12 protein-coding genes are annotated in these 15,296 nt (G+C 70.0%); all 12 read left to right on the top strand.

The window, feature by feature from the left end:
• Window positions 1-24: 24 nt before the first annotated feature.
• From mraZ to A5651_RS17900, 12 genes are read left to right on the top strand one after another with little or no spacing between them, the layout of a single operon-like run.
• Complete coding sequence (mraZ, locus tag A5651_RS17955) at window positions 25-456, top strand: division/cell wall cluster transcriptional repressor MraZ (protein WP_066983744.1); 432 nt, start codon at window positions 25-27, stop codon at window positions 454-456.
• Complete coding sequence (gene rsmH / locus A5651_RS17950) at window positions 431-1,603, top strand: 16S rRNA (cytosine(1402)-N(4))-methyltransferase RsmH (RefSeq protein WP_197496664.1); 1,173 nt, start codon at window positions 431-433, stop codon at window positions 1,601-1,603. Before mraZ ends, rsmH begins: the two co-directional genes overlap by 26 nt.
• Window positions 1,600-2,697 carry a hypothetical protein gene (locus tag A5651_RS17945; RefSeq protein WP_066983739.1) on the top strand — a complete coding sequence of 366 codons (1,098 nt, stop codon included), beginning with the start codon at window positions 1,600-1,602 and terminating at the stop codon, window positions 2,695-2,697. The genes rsmH and A5651_RS17945 overlap by 4 nt, the downstream gene beginning before the upstream one ends.
• Window positions 2,694-4,607, top strand: coding sequence for a penicillin-binding protein 2 (locus A5651_RS17940; RefSeq protein ID WP_066983736.1), 1,914 nt, complete (start codon window positions 2,694-2,696; stop codon window positions 4,605-4,607). The genes A5651_RS17945 and A5651_RS17940 overlap by 4 nt, the downstream gene beginning before the upstream one ends.
• A gap of 42 nt (window positions 4,608-4,649) precedes the next feature.
• On the top strand, window positions 4,650-6,173 hold the full coding sequence (locus tag A5651_RS17935; RefSeq protein WP_066983733.1) for a UDP-N-acetylmuramoyl-L-alanyl-D-glutamate--2,6-diaminopimelate ligase: 1,524 nt from the start codon (window positions 4,650-4,652) through the stop codon (window positions 6,171-6,173).
• Window positions 6,170-7,651, top strand: coding sequence for a UDP-N-acetylmuramoyl-tripeptide--D-alanyl-D-alanine ligase (gene murF, locus A5651_RS17930; RefSeq protein WP_066983730.1), 1,482 nt, complete (start codon window positions 6,170-6,172; stop codon window positions 7,649-7,651). The genes A5651_RS17935 and murF overlap by 4 nt, the downstream gene beginning before the upstream one ends.
• On the top strand, window positions 7,648-8,727 hold the full coding sequence (gene mraY / locus A5651_RS17925) for a phospho-N-acetylmuramoyl-pentapeptide-transferase (protein WP_066983726.1): 1,080 nt from the start codon (window positions 7,648-7,650) through the stop codon (window positions 8,725-8,727). Before murF ends, mraY begins: the two co-directional genes overlap by 4 nt.
• A gap of 1 nt (window position 8,728) precedes the next feature.
• On the top strand, window positions 8,729-10,153 hold the full coding sequence (gene murD / locus A5651_RS17920; protein WP_066983724.1) for a UDP-N-acetylmuramoyl-L-alanine--D-glutamate ligase: 1,425 nt from the start codon (window positions 8,729-8,731) through the stop codon (window positions 10,151-10,153).
• 7 nt (window positions 10,154-10,160) lie between these two features.
• Window positions 10,161-11,777 (top strand): putative lipid II flippase FtsW, encoded by a 1,617-nt coding sequence (ftsW, locus tag A5651_RS17915; RefSeq protein ID WP_066983721.1) that lies wholly within the window; start codon window positions 10,161-10,163, stop codon window positions 11,775-11,777.
• On the top strand, window positions 11,753-12,874 hold the full coding sequence (murG, locus tag A5651_RS17910) for an undecaprenyldiphospho-muramoylpentapeptide beta-N-acetylglucosaminyltransferase (protein WP_066983719.1): 1,122 nt from the start codon (window positions 11,753-11,755) through the stop codon (window positions 12,872-12,874). The genes ftsW and murG overlap by 25 nt, the downstream gene beginning before the upstream one ends.
• 32 nt (window positions 12,875-12,906) lie before the next feature.
• Window positions 12,907-14,331, top strand: coding sequence for a UDP-N-acetylmuramate--L-alanine ligase (gene murC / locus A5651_RS17905; protein ID WP_231988733.1), 1,425 nt, complete (start codon window positions 12,907-12,909; stop codon window positions 14,329-14,331).
• Complete coding sequence (locus tag A5651_RS17900) at window positions 14,328-15,296, top strand: cell division protein FtsQ/DivIB (RefSeq protein WP_066983711.1); 969 nt, start codon at window positions 14,328-14,330, stop codon at window positions 15,294-15,296. Before murC ends, A5651_RS17900 begins: the two co-directional genes overlap by 4 nt.

Here is a 15,296-nt window from a genome sequence, read left to right as displayed (position 1 = left end):
TGGCTTTACGCGGGAGGTGGCGAGATGTTCCTCGGCACCTACACGCCGAAGCTCGACGACAAGGGGCGGTTGACACTGCCCGCCAAGTTCCGCGACGCGCTGGCAGGAGGGTTGATGGTCACCAAAAGCCAGGACCACAGCCTCGCCGTCTACCCGCGCGCCGAGTTCGAGGCACTCGCACGGCGCGCGTCCGCCGCGTCCCGCAGTAATCCTGAAGCCCGGGCGTTCCTGCGCAACCTGGCCGCCGCCACCGACGAACAGCATCCCGACGCGCAAGGCCGCATCACGTTGTCGGCCGACCACCGGCGCTATGCCAACCTCTCAAAGGACTGCGTGGTCATCGGCTCGGTCGACTACCTGGAGATCTGGGATGCGCAGGCATGGCAGAACTACCAAGAGCTTCACGAAGAGAACTTCTCTGCGGCCAGCGATGAAACTCTGCGCGACATCATTTGATCCGGCGATTGACCGCGCATCGCGGCCTCTGCCCGAGCCGGCCCTGGCGTACTTCCCCGACGCCAGGTCCCCCCACTCGGGCAGAGACCACGGTGTGCGGCCGCGAATCTTGCGAGGGCTGGCCATGGCTGACGCATCCGGGCGTACCTCTGGCGAGCACGGCCACATCCCGGTGCTGCTCGATCGTTGTGTCGAACTGCTCGGGCCCGCGCTGACACGGCGTAGCCCCGACGGCTCCGGTGCCGTGCTCGTCGACGCCACACTGGGTGCGGGCGGCCACGCCGAGCGGTTCCTCACCGAGCTGCCGGGACTGCGGCTGATCGGCCTCGACCGCGACCCCAACGCGCTGCGGATCGCCGGTGAGCGCCTCGCCCCGTTTGCCGGCCGTATCGAGCTGGGACGCACGACCTTCGACGGCATCGACGACGCACTTGCCGAATCCGGTTACTGGGCAAGCGATTCCGCCCGAATCGACGGCATTCTGTTTGACCTCGGCGTCTCGTCGATGCAATTGGATCGCACCGAGCGTGGGTTTTCGTATTCGGCCGACGCGCCGCTGGACATGCGCATGGATCCCGACGCCGAACTCACCGCCGCCGACGTGCTCAATACCTACGACGAGAAGTCCCTGGCGCGGATTCTGCGTGAGTTCGGCGAGGAGCGGTTCGCAGGCCGGATCGCCGCGCAGATCGTCCGCAGGCGCGCCCGTCAGCCGTTCAGTCGCACCGGCGAGTTGGTCGAGTTGCTCTATGAAGCGATTCCGGCGCCGGCCCGCCGTACCGGCGGTCATCCGGCCAAGCGGACGTTCCAGGCGTTGCGGATAGCCGTCAACAGCGAACTCGACGTGCTGCGCGACGCGCTGCCCGCCGCGATGACGGCGCTGGGGCCCGGCGGTCGGATCGTGGTGATGTCCTACCAGTCGCTGGAGGACCGCATCGTCAAGAGCGCCTTCGCCGCGGCCACCGCGTCACGGACGCCACCAGGGCTGCCCGTCGAATTGCCCGGACACGAGCCGGAATTCAGGAGTTTGACCCGCGGCGCCGAGCGCGCGGGTGCCGATGAGATCGAAGTCAACCCTCGGAGCGCGTCCGTGCGGCTTCGGGCACTGGAGAAGGTTGCCGGAACGCGAGAAGGGAAGGTCTCATGAAGACCAAGCGACCTGCTGCCACCCGCGGCGCCGACGAGCGCAGGGACGGCCAGCGCCAACCCGCGCGCGCCGCACAAGCCCGCGCACGCGTGGGGGTACCTCCCACCCGAAGGGTAGGGGGAGAGCGGAAAAATACCCGCGCACGCGTGGAGCGGAAAAAGTTGCGTTCGCCGGACGCGCCGCCGCGGCGGGGTCGCCCGCGTCCGGCCGAAACAGCGCCGGTCACGCGGCCACAGATCAAGCCCGTCCGCGCGAAGAACACCAGCCAGGCTAAGGCCCGCGCCAAGGCGCGGAAGGCCAAGGCGCCCAAGGTCATCGGGCCCCCGCTGCGGGAACGGTTGCTCACGCGAATCGCGCAGATCGACCTCAACCCGCGCACCCTGGTCGCCCGTGTCCCGTTCGTCGTGCTCGTGATCGGGTCGCTGGGATTGGGACTCGGGGTCACTCTGTGGCTGTCGACCGATGCGGCCGAACGGTCCTATCAGCTGGGCAACGCCAGGGAGACCAACCAGGCGCTGCTGCAGCAGAAGGAAGCCCTCGAGCGAGACGTGCTCGAGGCTCAAGCCGCTCCGGCGCTTGCCGAGTCGGCCCGAGAGCTCGGCATGATCCCGTCGCGTGACAGCGCGCACTTGGTGCAGGACGCGGCGGGGAACTGGATCGTGGTTGGCACACCCAAACCGGCCGAAGGTGTCCCGCCGCCACCGCTGAACACCCCGATCGCCGACACCCCCGCTGCGCCGGCTCCGGCCGCTGCCGCCGCAGGAGGTCGCCCGGCACCCCCGGTCGTCGAGCCGCGCGAGACGGTTGTGCGGATGCCGCAACGACCCGCAGCGCCCGGGCCCGCTCTGCCGGGCGCCCCGATGGCGGCGCCTGCGCTGCCGGGAGTTCCGCCGCAGGCACCCGTACCGGAGAGCGGGCACGCAGCCAACCCCCTGCCGCCCGTGGTGGGTCCCGTTGAACTGCCGACCGAACCGGCGCCAGCACCGCTGCCGGCCTCGCCGCCGGTCGCCGCTCCCGCCGAGCAGTTCGCGCCCGTCGCCGCGGATGCGTCCGCTCCACCCGCCGGCTTGCCGGCCCCCGGCGCCCCGGCATGAGCCGCGGCACCGGTCAGCGCGGCCGCAAGAACCCGCAGGCCCGTCCCGCCCAAGAACGGTCCGCGCGTGCGCGCCGCACAAGAGTGCCGGTGACCGAAACCGGTTTGAACAGTGCCTCTTTCGTGTTCCGGCACCGCGCAGGAAACGCCGTGATCTTCCTGGTGCTGATCGTCGCGGCGGCGCAACTGTTCAGCCTGCAGGTGCCCAAGGCCGCCGGGCTGCGCGCCGAGGCGGCGGGTCAGCTCAAGGTCACCGACGTCGACAAGGCCGTGCGCGGCAGCATCGTCGACCGCAACAACAACAAGCTGGCATTCACCATCGAGGCGCGGGCGTTGACGTTCCAGCCCGTCAAGATCCGCAAGCAGCTGGCCGATGCGGTACAGAAGTCACCGAAGGCGCCCGACCCGCAGGCCCGGCTGCGCGCCATCGCCGCCGAGGTGGCGTCGCGGTTGAATAACAAGCCCGACGCCATGACGGTGCTGAAGAAGCTGAACAGCAACGAGTCGTTCGTGTACCTCGCCCGCGCAGTCGATCCCGCCGTCGCCGAGGCGATTTCGAAGAAGTTCCCCGAGGTCGGGTCCGAACGTCAGGACCTGCGCCAGTATCCGGGTGGCTCGCTTGCCGCCAACATCATCGGCGGCATCGACTGGGACGGCCATGGCCTGCTGGGTCTCGAGGACTCGCTGGACGCCACGCTGGCCGGCACCGACGGATCGGTGACCTATGACCGCGGCTCGGACGGCGTGGTGATTCCCGGCAGCTACCGCAACCGGCACATGGCCGTCAACGGCTCGACCGTCCAGCTGACCATCGACGACGACATCCAGTTCTACGTGCAGCAGCAGGTTCAGCAGGCCAAGAACGCCTCCGGTGCCGAGAATGTGTCCGCCGTGGTGCTGGACGCGAAAACCGGTGAAGTGCTTGCGATGTCGAACGACAACACGTTCGACCCGAGCCAGGACGTCGGCCGCCAGGAGAATCGGCAGCTCGGGAACCCGGCCGTCTCCTCCCCGTTCGAGCCCGGCTCGGTGAACAAGATCGTCACTGCGGCCTCGGTGATCGAGTTCGGGCTATCCCATCCCGACGAGGTCCTTCAGGTGCCGGGTTCCATCAACATGGGCGGCGTCACCGTCGGCGACGCGTGGGAACACGGCGTCATGCCCTACACCACCACCGGTGTGTTCGGTAAGTCGTCGAATGTCGGCACGCTGATGCTCGCGCAGCGGATCGGTCCCGAGCGGTACTTCGACATGCTGGAGAAGTTCGGGCTGGGCCAGCGCACCAATGTCGGGCTGCCCGGCGAAAGCGAAGGGCTGGTGCCGCCCATCGACCAGTGGTCGGGCAGCACGTTCTCGAACTTGCCTATTGGCCAAGGCCTTTCGATGACACTGTTGCAGATGACGGGCATGTACCAAGCGATCGCCAACGACGGCATGCGGATCCCGCCGCGCGTCGTGAAGGCGACGATCGCGGCGGACGGCAGCAGAACCGAGGAACCGCGCCCCGACGGCATCCGGGTGGTGTCCCCGCAGACCGCCGCCACCGTGCGCAACATGTTGCGCGCCACGTTGCAGCGTGACCCGATGGGCACCCAGCAGGGCACCGGTTCGACTGGCGCGGTCGAGGGCTATCAACTGTCCGGCAAGACGGGCACCGCCCAGAAGATCAACCCGGCGTGCGGCTGCTACTACAGCGACGTCTACTGGATCACCTTCGCGGGCATGGTCACCACCGACAACCCCCGCTACGTGGTCGGGATCATGGCCGACAACCCGCACCGCACCGCCGATGGCCAGCCCGGCACGACCATGGCGCCGCTGTTCCACAACATCGCCAGCTGGCTGGTGCAGCGCGAGAACATCCCGCTCTCACCCGACCCCGGCCCGCCGCTGACGCTGCAAGCCACCTGAGCCACTGGCCGCCCGTCGGCAGGCCGGTACTGTGTCAAGGCCATGAAGCTGCGTCCCAGCCATCCCGCCGGCCTGGCGCTCGGGCCCTTGGGCGACCGGGTAGGCGCGGTTCTCTCACCCGTGGGCCACGGCAAGGAGACCGTCGTCACCGGCGTCACTCTGCGCAGCCAGGACACGCTGCCCGGTGATCTGTTCGCCGCGCTGCCCGGCGCATCCTCACACGGCGGACGCTATGCCGCCGACGCGATCCGGCGCGGCGCGGTCGCGGTTCTCACCGACACCGATGGCCTGACGCTGATGGACGGCGACGCGAAGGTGCCCGTGCTGGTCCACCCCGAGCCGCGGTCGGTGCTCGGCGGGCTGGCCGCCGACGTCTACGGCAACCCGTCGCGGCACCTGCGGGTGATCGGGGTAACCGGCACGTCGGGCAAGACCACCACCACCTATCTCGTCGAAGCCGGCCTGCGGGCCGCTGACCGGGTGGCCGGGCTCATCGGCACCGTCGGGATCTGCATCGCGGGCGAGGACCTGCCGAGCAAGCTGACCACCCCCGAGGCGCCCGACCTGCAGGCGCTGCTGGCGCTGATGCTCGAGCGCGGCGTCGACACCGCGGTGATGGAGGTGTCCAGTCACGCGCTGAGCCTCGGCCGTGTCGACGGCGTGGAGTTCGCGGTCGGTGGATTCACCAACCTGTCGCGCGACCACCTCGACTTCCACCCGACGATGCAGGACTACTTCGACGCCAAGGCGCGCTTGTTCCGGCCTGGATCACCCACGGCGGCAACCACTTCGGTGGTGTGCGTCGACGACGACGCGGGGCGGGCCATGGCCGAGCTCGCGTCGGACCCGGTGACGGTAAGCGCGACCGGCAGCGCCGCCGATTGGCGCGTCGAAGACATCCGCACGGTCGAGCGCGGCGCGCAGGAGTTCTTCGCCGTCGACCCGGCGGGCGTGCACCACGGGCTGCGCATCGCGCTGCCGGGCCGTTTCAACGTCGCCAACTGCCTGTTGGCCGCCGCTCTGCTGGACGCGGTCGGGGTCTCACCCGAGCAGGCCGCCCCGGGTCTGCGCGACGCGCGGGTACCCGGCCGGTTGGAACCCGTCGAACGCGGGCAGGATTTCCTGGCGCTCGTGGACTACGCGCACAAGCCCGGGGCGCTACGCGCTGTGCTGGAGACGCTGCGCGAGCAGAGCAGTGGCCGCATCGCGATCGTGTTCGGCGCGGGCGGCAACCGCGACCCCGGCAAGCGCGAACCCATGGGCCAGGTGGCCGCCGAGCTCGCCGACCTGGTGGTGGTGACCGACGACAACCCCCGCGACGAAGAGCCCGCCGCAATCCGGGCGGCGATCGTCGCCGGTGCGGCGAGTGGCCGCGCTCAGGTAGTCGAGATCGGCGATCGCCGTGAAGCCATCGACCACGCCGTCGCGTGGGCCCGCGCCGGTGACGTTGTGCTGGTGGCGGGCAAGGGCCATGAGCCGGGCCAGACCAGCCACGGGCAGACCCGGCCATTCGACGACCGTGACGAGCTTGCCGCATCGCTCGAGGCAGTGGGGAACACCGCGTGATCGACCTGACCCTCGCTCAGATCGCCGACATCGTCGGCGGTGAGCTCAGCGACATCTCACCCGCCGACGCCGCAACCACCCGGGTGTCCGGCACCGTCGAATTCGACTCGCGGGCGGTGACACCCGGCGGGCTGTTCCTGGCGCTGCCCGGCGCGCGGTCGGACGGGCACGATTTCGCCGCGGCGGCCGTGGCTGCCGGTGCCGTCGGCGTGCTGGCCGCGCGGCCGGTGGGGGTGCCCGCGATCGTCGTCGCCCCCCGCGCCGATGACCGAACGGATGCGCAGTCCGGCGTGCTTGAGCACGACACCGACGGCTCGGGCGCCGCCGTGCTGGCCGCGCTGGCCCGACTGGCCGCGGCGGTGGCCGCAGAGCTGGTGGCCGGCGGGCTGACCATCGTCGGAATCACCGGCTCGTCGGGAAAGACGTCGACCAAGGATCTGGTGGCCGCGGTGCTCGCCCCCCTCGGTGCGGTGGTCGCCCCGCCGGGGTCGTTCAACAACGAGCTGGGCCATCCGTGGACGGTGCTGCAAGCGAGCCGGGATACCGACTTTCTGGTCCTGGAGATGTCGGCGCGCCACCCCGGCAACATCGCCGCGCTCGCGTCGATCGCCCCGCCGTCGATCGCCGTCGTGCTCAATGTCGGCACCGCCCACCTCGGCGAGTTCGGCTCCCGCGAAGCCATTGCCCGCACCAAATCCGAACTGCCCCAAGCTGTTCCGTCCTCGGGCGTGGTCATCCTCAACGCCGACGACGACGCCGTCGCTGCCATGGCGGAAAAGACGGCCGCCCGCGTGGTGCGGGTGTCGCGGTCACCGGGCGCCGACGTGTGGGCGGGCCCCGTGACGCTCGACGAGGTGGCCCGCCCACGCTTCACGCTGCACGCCGCCGGCGTCGAAACCGACATCGCGCTGGCGGTGCACGGCGACCATCAGGTGTCCAACGCGCTGTGTGCGGCCGCGGTGGCGCTCGAGTGCGGAGCGACCGGTGCTCAGGTGGCCGAGGCGCTGGCCGGGGCGGGCCCGGTGTCGCGACACCGCATGCACGTCACGACCCGCGCCGACGGAGTCACCATCATCGACGACGCCTACAACGCCAACCCGGACTCCATGCTGGCCGGGCTGAAATCGCTGGCCTGGATGGCTCGCCAGGGCGGTGGGACCCGGCGCAGCTGGGCCGTGCTCGGTGAGATGGCCGAACTCGGCGACGACGCGATTTCGGAGCACGATCGCATCGGCCGGTTGGCCGTGCGATTAGATGTCAGTCGACTCATCGTCGTGGGAACCGGGAGATCTATGAGCGCCATGCACCACGGGGCGGTCATGGAGGGTTCATGGGGAGGAGAGGCCACCATGGTCGCCGACGCCGACGCCGCGCTGGACGTGTTGCGAGCCGAACTGCGCACCGGGGACGTGGTGCTGGTCAAGGCGTCGAACGCGGCGGGCCTGGGAAAGCTGGCTGAGGCATTGGTCGCCTCATGAGGCAGATCCTCATCGCCGTCGGTATAGCGCTGACGGTGTCGATACTGCTGACGCCGGTGCTGATCCAGCTGTTCACCCGACAGGGGTTCGGCCACGAGATCCGCGAGGACGGCCCGCCGAGCCATCACAAGAAACGCGGCACCCCCTCGATGGGCGGTGTCGCGATCCTGGCCGGCATCTGGGCCGGTTACCTCGGTACCCACCTGGTGGGCATGGCCCTCGACGGCGATGGCCCCTCGGCGTCCGGGCTCGTGGCGCTGGGGCTTGCCACGGCGCTGGGCATGGTCGGCTTCGTCGACGACCTCATCAAGATCAGGCGGTCGCGCAACCTGGGTCTGAACAAGACCGCCAAGACCGTCGGCATGCTGCTGGCCGCCGTCATCTTCGGGGTGCTGGCCCTGCAGTTCCGCAACGCCGACGGCATCACGCCCGGCAGCGCACAGCTGTCGTATGTGCGCGAGATCGCCACCGTCACACTGGCTCCGGCGATCTTCGTGCTGTTCTGCGTGCTGATCACCTACGCCTGGTCAAACGCGGTGAACTTCACCGACGGGCTCGACGGCCTGGCCGCGGGTGCGATGGCGATGGTGTGCGCGGCCTACGTGATCATCACGTTCTGGCAGTTCCGCAACGCCTGTGCGACGGCGCCCGGCGTCGGCTGCTACAACGTGCGCGACCCGCTGGATCTCGCGTTGATCGCCGCGGCGACCGCGGGCGCCTGCATCGGGTTTCTGTGGTGGAACGCCGCGCCCGCGAAGATCTTCATGGGCGACACCGGCTCGCTGGCGCTCGGCGGCGTCATCGCCGGCCTGTCGGTGCTCAGCCGCACCGAGATGCTGGCCGTCGTCCTCGGTGCCCTGTTCGTCGCGGAGGTCACGTCGGTCGTCGTGCAGATTCTCGCGTTCCGCACCACCGGGCGGCGCGTGTTCCGGATGGCGCCGTTTCACCATCATTTCGAGCTCGTCGGCTGGGCCGAAACCACGGTGATCATCCGCTTCTGGTTGTTGACCGCGATCGCATGCGGGCTCGGTGTCGCGCTCTTCTACAGCGAGTGGCTCACCACCGTCGGTGCCTGAGATGACCCGCCCCGCTGTCGCCCCGCTGACGCCCGGCGCCCGCGTGCTGGTGACCGGCGCCGGAATCACGGGCCGCTCGGTGAGTGCGGCGCTGGAATCGACGGCTGTGCGGCTGACGATCTGTGACGACGACCCGCTAGCCCTTCAGCGGCTCATCACCCCGGCGACCGTCGTCACCAGCGCCGAGGCGGTCGCCCACATCGGCGACTACGTCCTCGTTGTCACCAGCCCCGGATTTCCGCCCACCGCACCGGTTTTGGCCGCCGCGGCCGCGGCGGGCGTGCCGATCTGGGGGGACGTCGAGCTGGCGTGGCGGCTGGATCAGGCCGGCTGGTTCGGCACCCCGAAACGCTGGCTGGTGGTGACGGGCACCAACGGTAAGACCACCACGACGTCGATGCTGCACGCGATGCTGGTTGCGGCGGGCCGGCGCGCCGTGCTGTGCGGCAACATCGGCAACCCTGTGATCGACATGCTCGCTGAGCGGGCCGAGCTGCTGGCGGTCGAGCTGTCGAGCTTCCAGTTGCATTGGGCCTCATCGCTGCGGCCTGAGGCCGGCGTGGTGCTCAACGTCGCCGAGGATCACCTCGACTGGCACGGCTCGATGGCCGCGTACGCGGCCGACAAGGCGCGGGCGCTGGACGGCCGGGTGGCGGTCGTCGGGCTCGACGACCCCGTGGCGGCCGGCCTGCTGGACCGCGCCGCCGCACCGGTGCGGGCAGGCTTCCGGCTCGGCGAGCCGGCCGCAGGGGAGCTCGGGGTCCGCGACGGCGTGCTGGTCGACCGCGCGTTTGGCGACGACCTGCCGCTTGCGGATGCCACCTCGATTTCGGTGCCCGGCCCGGTCGGTGTGCTCGACGCGTTGGCCGCTGCGGCACTGGCCCGAGCCGTCGACGTGCCGGCCCCGGCCATCGCCGCGGCGCTCTCGTCGTTCCGCGTCGGTAGGCACCGCGCCGAGATCGTCGCCGAGGTCGACGGCGTGACTTACGTCGACGACTCGAAGGCCACCAACCCCCACGCCGCGCATGCCTCGATCGCCGCCTATCCGCGCGTGGTGTGGATCGCGGGCGGCCTGCTCAAAGGCGCCTCGGTCGAGCAGCTGGTAGCCGACGTGGCGCAGCGCCTGGTCGGGGCCGTGCTGATCGGCCGCGACCGCGCCCTGGTCGCCGAGGCGTTATCGCGACACGCGCCGGATGTCCCCGTCCTCGAGGTTGTGACGGGGGAGGATTCTGGGGTGTCTGATACCAATGAGCCAGATGTGCCTTCTGTGACTCGCTTGATGACGGACGTCGTCGCGGCGGCACGCCGACTGGCCCGGCCGGGCGACACCGTGCTGCTGGCTCCCGCGGGGGCGTCGTTCGACCAGTTCAGCGGGTACGCCGAGCGCGGCGACGCCTTCGCGGCCGCCGTGCGCGCGACGCGGTAGGCGGCCCATGAGCAGCATGCTCGAGCGGCTGAAGCTCCGCCGCGCCGGCGGTTCGTCGGCCACCCCGCCGCCGGCGGCCACCGCACGCGTTCCGCGCACGCGGTTCGGCGCCTGGCTCGGCCGGCCGATGACCTCGTTTCATCTGATCATCGCCGTCGCCGCGCTGCTCACATCGCTGGGGCTGATCATGGTGCTGTCGGCGTCGGGCGTGCACTCTTACGACGAGGACGGCTCGCCGTGGGTGATCTTCGGCAAGCAGTTGATCTGGACGCTGGTCGGCCTTTTCGCGTTCTATGCCGCGATGCGTATGCGCGTGCAGACCATGCGCAGCCTCGCCTTCACCGGCTTCGCGGTCACCATCGTGCTGCTGGTGCTGGTGCTCATCCCGGGAATCGGCAAGGAGGCCAACGGTTCCCGCGGGTGGTTCGTCGTCGCGGGCTTTTCCATGCAGCCGTCGGAGTTGGCCAAGATCGCGTTCGCGATCTGGGGGGCGCATCTGTTGGCGGCGCGCCGCATGGAGCAGGCGTCGCTGCGCGAGATGCTCGTCCCGCTGGTGCCGGCGGCAGTGATCGCGCTGGCGCTGATCGTCGCCCAGCCCGACCTGGGGCAGACGGTGTCGCTGGGCATCATCCTGCTGGCCCTGCTCTGGTACGCGGGCCTGCCACTGCGGGTGTTCTTGTCCTCGCTGTTCGCTGCCGTCCTGGCCGCCGGGGTGCTGGCGGTGTCGGAGGGCTACCGGTCGGACCGGGTGATGTCCTGGCTCAACCCGGGCGCCGACTCGCAGGGCTCCGGCTACCAGGCCAAACAGGCCCGCTTCGCGCTGGCCAACGGCGGCATCTTCGGCGACGGCCTTGGGCAGGGGACCGCGAAGTGGAACTACCTGCCCAACGCGCACAACGACTTCATCTTTGCCATCATCGGCGAGGAGCTGGGCTTCATCGGCGCAGCGGGCCTGCTGGCCCTGTTCGGGCTCTTCGCTTACACCGGCATGCGAATTGCGCGCCGGTCGGCCGACCCGTTCCTGCGCCTGCTCACCGCCACCGCGACCATGTGGGTGCTCGGCCAGGTGTTCATCAACGTCGGTTATGTGATCGGGCTGCTGCCGGTGACCGGGCTGCAGCTACCGCTGATCTCCGCAGGTGGAACATCAACGGCGACAACGCTTCTGATCATCGGCGTGATCGCCAACGCGGCGAGGCATGAACCCGAGGCGGTGGCGGCGCTGCGCGCCGGGCGTGATGACCGGGTGAACCGGCTGCTGCGTCTGCCGCTGCCCGCGCCGTACATCCCGACCCGAACCGAGGCGCTTCGCGGCCGGCTGCGCTCCCGCGAAGAAAAGCCGGCCGCCAAGCCCCAGCGCAAGCCCGCCAAGGAGAACCGACGTAAACCCCATAGGGCCGACCGGCCGGTGCGGGGCGCAGGGCATCATGGAGGCGGCCAGCGCGCTTCCCGCGCACGTGAGGAGCGAAAGGGTTCCCGCGCACGCGAGGAGCGAAAGGGTTCCCGCGCACGTGAGGAGCGAAAGGGTTCCCGCGCACGCGAGGAGCGGGTGCGGCAGAGCGCGGCTGGTCAACGCCACCAGGGCCGACGGGCTCGCACATTGGAAGGTCAACGTCACGGGTGATATCCGTAGTTCTCGCCGGCGGCGGGACGGCAGGACATGTCGAACCCGCCATGGCCGTCGCCGACGCGCTGAGCCTGCTGGTGCCCGACGTGAAGATCACCGCCCTGGGCACCCAGCGCGGCCTTGAAACCCGCCTGGTGCCCGAGCGCGGCTACCACCTCGAGCTGATCACGCCCGTCCCGCTGCCCCGCAAGCTCACCACCGACCTTCTGCGGCTGCCCGTAAAAGTGCGCCACGCCGTCGCGGAGACGCGCCGGGTGCTCGACGAGGTCGACGCCGATGTCGTCGTCGGGTTCGGCGGCTACGTCGCCGTACCTGCCTACCTGGCGGCGCGGCGGCGGCGGGTGCCGGTCGTCGTGCATGAAGCCAACGCCAGTGCCGGCTGGGCGAACAAGCTCGGTGCGCGCTCGGCGACGCGGGTGCTGTCGGCCGTCGCCGATCCCGGCCTGCCGCGCGCCGAGGTGGTCGGCGTGCCGGTGCGTTCGGCGATCACATCGCTGGACCGCGCGGCGGAGCGGGCGAAGGCCCGCGCGCACTTCGGATTCGCCGACGACGCGAAGGTACTGCTGGTCTTCGGCGGTTCGCAGGGCGCGCGGTCGCTCAACCTAGCGGTGTCTGCTGCAGCCAAAGAGCTTGCATCAGCTGGCATTTCGGTGCTACATGCGCACGGCGCGAAGAACACCCTCGAGCTGCCCGAGCCCGCCGACGGCGACCCACCGTACCTCGCAGTGCCCTACCTCGACCGGATGGATCTGGCCTACGCTGCCGCCGATCTCGCGATCTGCCGGTCCGGTGCCATGACGGTGGCGGAGGTTTCGGCCGTCGGGCTGCCCGCTGTGTACGTTCCGCTGCCGATCGGCAACGGCGAACAACGGCTGAACGCGCTGCCGGTGGTCAACGCCGGCGGCGGCCTCCTCGTAGACGACGCCGACCTCACGCCAGAATTCGTGGGCCGCACCGTGGCGGAACTGCTCAATGACGAGCCGCGACTGTCCACGATGACGGCCGCGGCCGCGCTGGCGGGTCACCGCGACGCCGCCCAGCGGGTGGCCGAGATCGCCGTGGAGGTGGCGCGCAGCCGAAAGCCGGTCCGGTGACCTCGCTGCCGGAGGAGCTGCAGCGGGTGCACATGGTCGGCATCGGCGGGGCGGGCATGTCGGGTATCGCGCGCATCCTGCTCGACCGCGGCGGGCTGGTGTCGGGCTCCGACGCCAAGGAGTCACGCGGCGTTGCGGCGCTGCGCGCCAGGGGAGCGGTGATCCGCATCGGCCATGACGAGTCCTCGCTCGACATGCTGCCCGGTGGGCCGACCGCGGTGGTGACCACCCACGCCGCCATCCCGAAGACCAACCCTGAACTCGTGGAAGCCAGACGCCGCGGTCTTCCTGTAATCCTTCGGCCGGTGGTACTGGCCAAGCTGATGGCCGGCTACACGACGCTGATGGTCACCGGCACGCACGGCAAGACCACCACCACGTCGATGCTCATCGTTGCGTTGCAGCACGCGGGCTTCGACCCGTCGTTCGCCGTCGGCGGCGACCTCGGCGAAGCGGGAACCAACGCCCACCACGGCAGCGGCCGCTGCTTCGTGGCCGAAGCCGACGAAAGTGACGGCTCGCTGCTCGAGTACACGCCGAACGTCGCGGTCGTGACCAACATCGAGGCCGACCATCTCGACTTCTTCGGCAGCGCAGAGGCTTACGGCGCGGTCTTCGACGACTTCGTCGAGCGATTGGCGCCAGGGGGAGCGCTGGTGGTGTGCACCGACGACTCCGGCGCCGCGGCGCTCGCCGAACGCACTGCGGCGCTGGGCATCCGGGTGCTGCGCTACGGCAGTCACGATCGGCCCGACCTGGCAGGGAAGTTGGTGAGCTGGGAGCAGCAGAACACCGGGGCCGTCGCGCATATCCAGCTGGCCGGCGAGCAGCATCCACGCGTGATGCGGATGTCGGTGCCGGGCAGGCACATGGCGCTCAACGCGCTCGGCGCGCTGCTGGCCGCGATCGAGGTCGGGGCACCCGCCGAGACGGTGCTCGACGGACTCGCCGGGTTCGAGGGTGTCCGCCGCCGCTTCGAGCTCGTCGGCACGGGGCACGGCGTTCGCGTCTTCGACGATTACGCCCACCATCCGACCGAGGTCCGCGCCACCCTCAGCGCCGTGCGGACAGTCACCGAGCAGAGTGGACGCGGCCGTTCGATCGTGGTGTTCCAGCCTCATTTGTATTCGCGCACAGCTGCATTCGCGCGCGAGTTCGGGCAGGCGCTCGACGGGGCCGATGAAGTGTTCGTGCTCGACGTGTACGCCGCGCGGGAACAACCGATGGCCGGTGTGAGCGGCGCGACCATCGCCGAACATGTCGGCAAGCCGGTGCATTACGTCCCTGATTTCTCCGCCGTCGCCGAGTTGGTCGCCAACGCGGTGCATTCGGGCGACGTGGTCGTGACGATGGGAGCCGGCGACGTCACGATGCTCGGCCCCGAGATCGTCGCGGCGCTTCAGGCCAGGGCGAACCGGTCGGCGCCCAGCAGGGAACCCGGGACTGGTGCGCGATGACCGAGCCGGAGAACGCAGCCGAGACCACCGCCGAGCCGGCCGACACCGAGCCCACTGATACGGAGCCCGAGCCGGCGGATACCGAACCGGCCGACACCGCCGCCGAAACCGAGACCCCACCGGAGCCCGACCAGCCGCCCGCAGAGGAGTTTGAGGGTCCGCGACGGCGGGCCAGGCGCGAGCGCGAGGCGCGGCGTGCGGCACAGGCTCGGGCCGTCGCGATCGAGCAGGCCCGCAGGGAAGCCAAGCGGCGCGTACAGGGAAAGTCGACCGATGACTCCAAAATTCCTGCGCGAGGCAAGGTTCGGGGCCTCAAGATGTTGGTGTGGACGGTCCTGCTCGTCGTGCTGTTCGTGGGGCTGGGCCTGCTTCTGTATTTCACCCCGATCATGGCGGTCCGCAATGTCGTCATCACCGGCGTCGGCGCCGTGACGCAGGAGGAGATCACCACTGCGGCGGCAGTGCAGCAGGGCACGCCGCTGCTGCAGGTGAACACCGACGATGTGGCCGAGCGAGTGGCCACCATCCGCCGGATTGCCAGCGCACGCGTGCAGCGCGAATACCCGTCGACCCTGCGGATCACGGTCGTCGAACGTGTGCCGGTCGTGGTCAAGGACTATCCCGACGGGCCGCACCTGTTCGACCGCGACGGCGTGGACTTCGCGATCGGGCCGCCGCCGGCCAACCTGCCCTACCTCGAGGCCGACAACCCGGGGCCGGGCGATGCGCCGACGAAGGCGGCGCTCGAGGTGATGACCGCCCTGCCTCCCGACGTGGCGGGCCAGGTGGCGCGTGTCTCCGCACCATCGGTCGCAGGGGTCATCCTCACGCTGGCCGACGGCAGGGAAGTCGTATGGGGCACCACCGACCGCACCGAGGAGAAGGCGCAGAAACTCGCCGCGCTGCTGACCCAACCAGGCCACACCTACGACGTGTCGAGCCCGGATTTGCCGACGGTCAAGTGA

This window comes from Mycobacterium sp. 1274761.0, assembly GCF_001668615.1.
Lineage (GTDB): Bacteria > Actinomycetota > Actinomycetes > Mycobacteriales > Mycobacteriaceae > Mycobacterium.
This window is presented reverse-complemented; position numbering and strand designations above follow the sequence as displayed.

Bases quoted from the DNA above. Each gene is read 5' to 3' on its own strand.
- murC (WP_231988733.1), top strand. From the start codon at position 12,907: ATGGTCGGCATCGGCGGGGCGGGCATGTCGGGTATCGCGCGCATCCTG.
- rsmH (WP_197496664.1), top strand. From the start codon at position 431: ATGAAACTCTGCGCGACATCATTTGATCCGGCGATTGACCGCGCATCG.
- murD (WP_066983724.1), top strand. From the start codon at position 8,729: ATGACCCGCCCCGCTGTCGCCCCGCTGACGCCCGGCGCCCGCGTGCTG.
- A5651_RS17940 (WP_066983736.1), top strand. From the start codon at position 2,694: ATGAGCCGCGGCACCGGTCAGCGCGGCCGCAAGAACCCGCAGGCCCGT.
- A5651_RS17945 (WP_066983739.1), top strand. From the start codon at position 1,600: ATGAAGACCAAGCGACCTGCTGCCACCCGCGGCGCCGACGAGCGCAGG.
- A5651_RS17935 (WP_066983733.1), top strand. From the start codon at position 4,650: ATGAAGCTGCGTCCCAGCCATCCCGCCGGCCTGGCGCTCGGGCCCTTG.
- ftsW (WP_066983721.1), top strand. From the start codon at position 10,161: ATGAGCAGCATGCTCGAGCGGCTGAAGCTCCGCCGCGCCGGCGGTTCG.
- mraZ (WP_066983744.1), top strand. From the start codon at position 25: ATGTTCCTCGGCACCTACACGCCGAAGCTCGACGACAAGGGGCGGTTG.
- mraY (WP_066983726.1), top strand. From the start codon at position 7,648: ATGAGGCAGATCCTCATCGCCGTCGGTATAGCGCTGACGGTGTCGATA.
- A5651_RS17900 (WP_066983711.1), top strand. From the start codon at position 14,328: ATGACCGAGCCGGAGAACGCAGCCGAGACCACCGCCGAGCCGGCCGAC.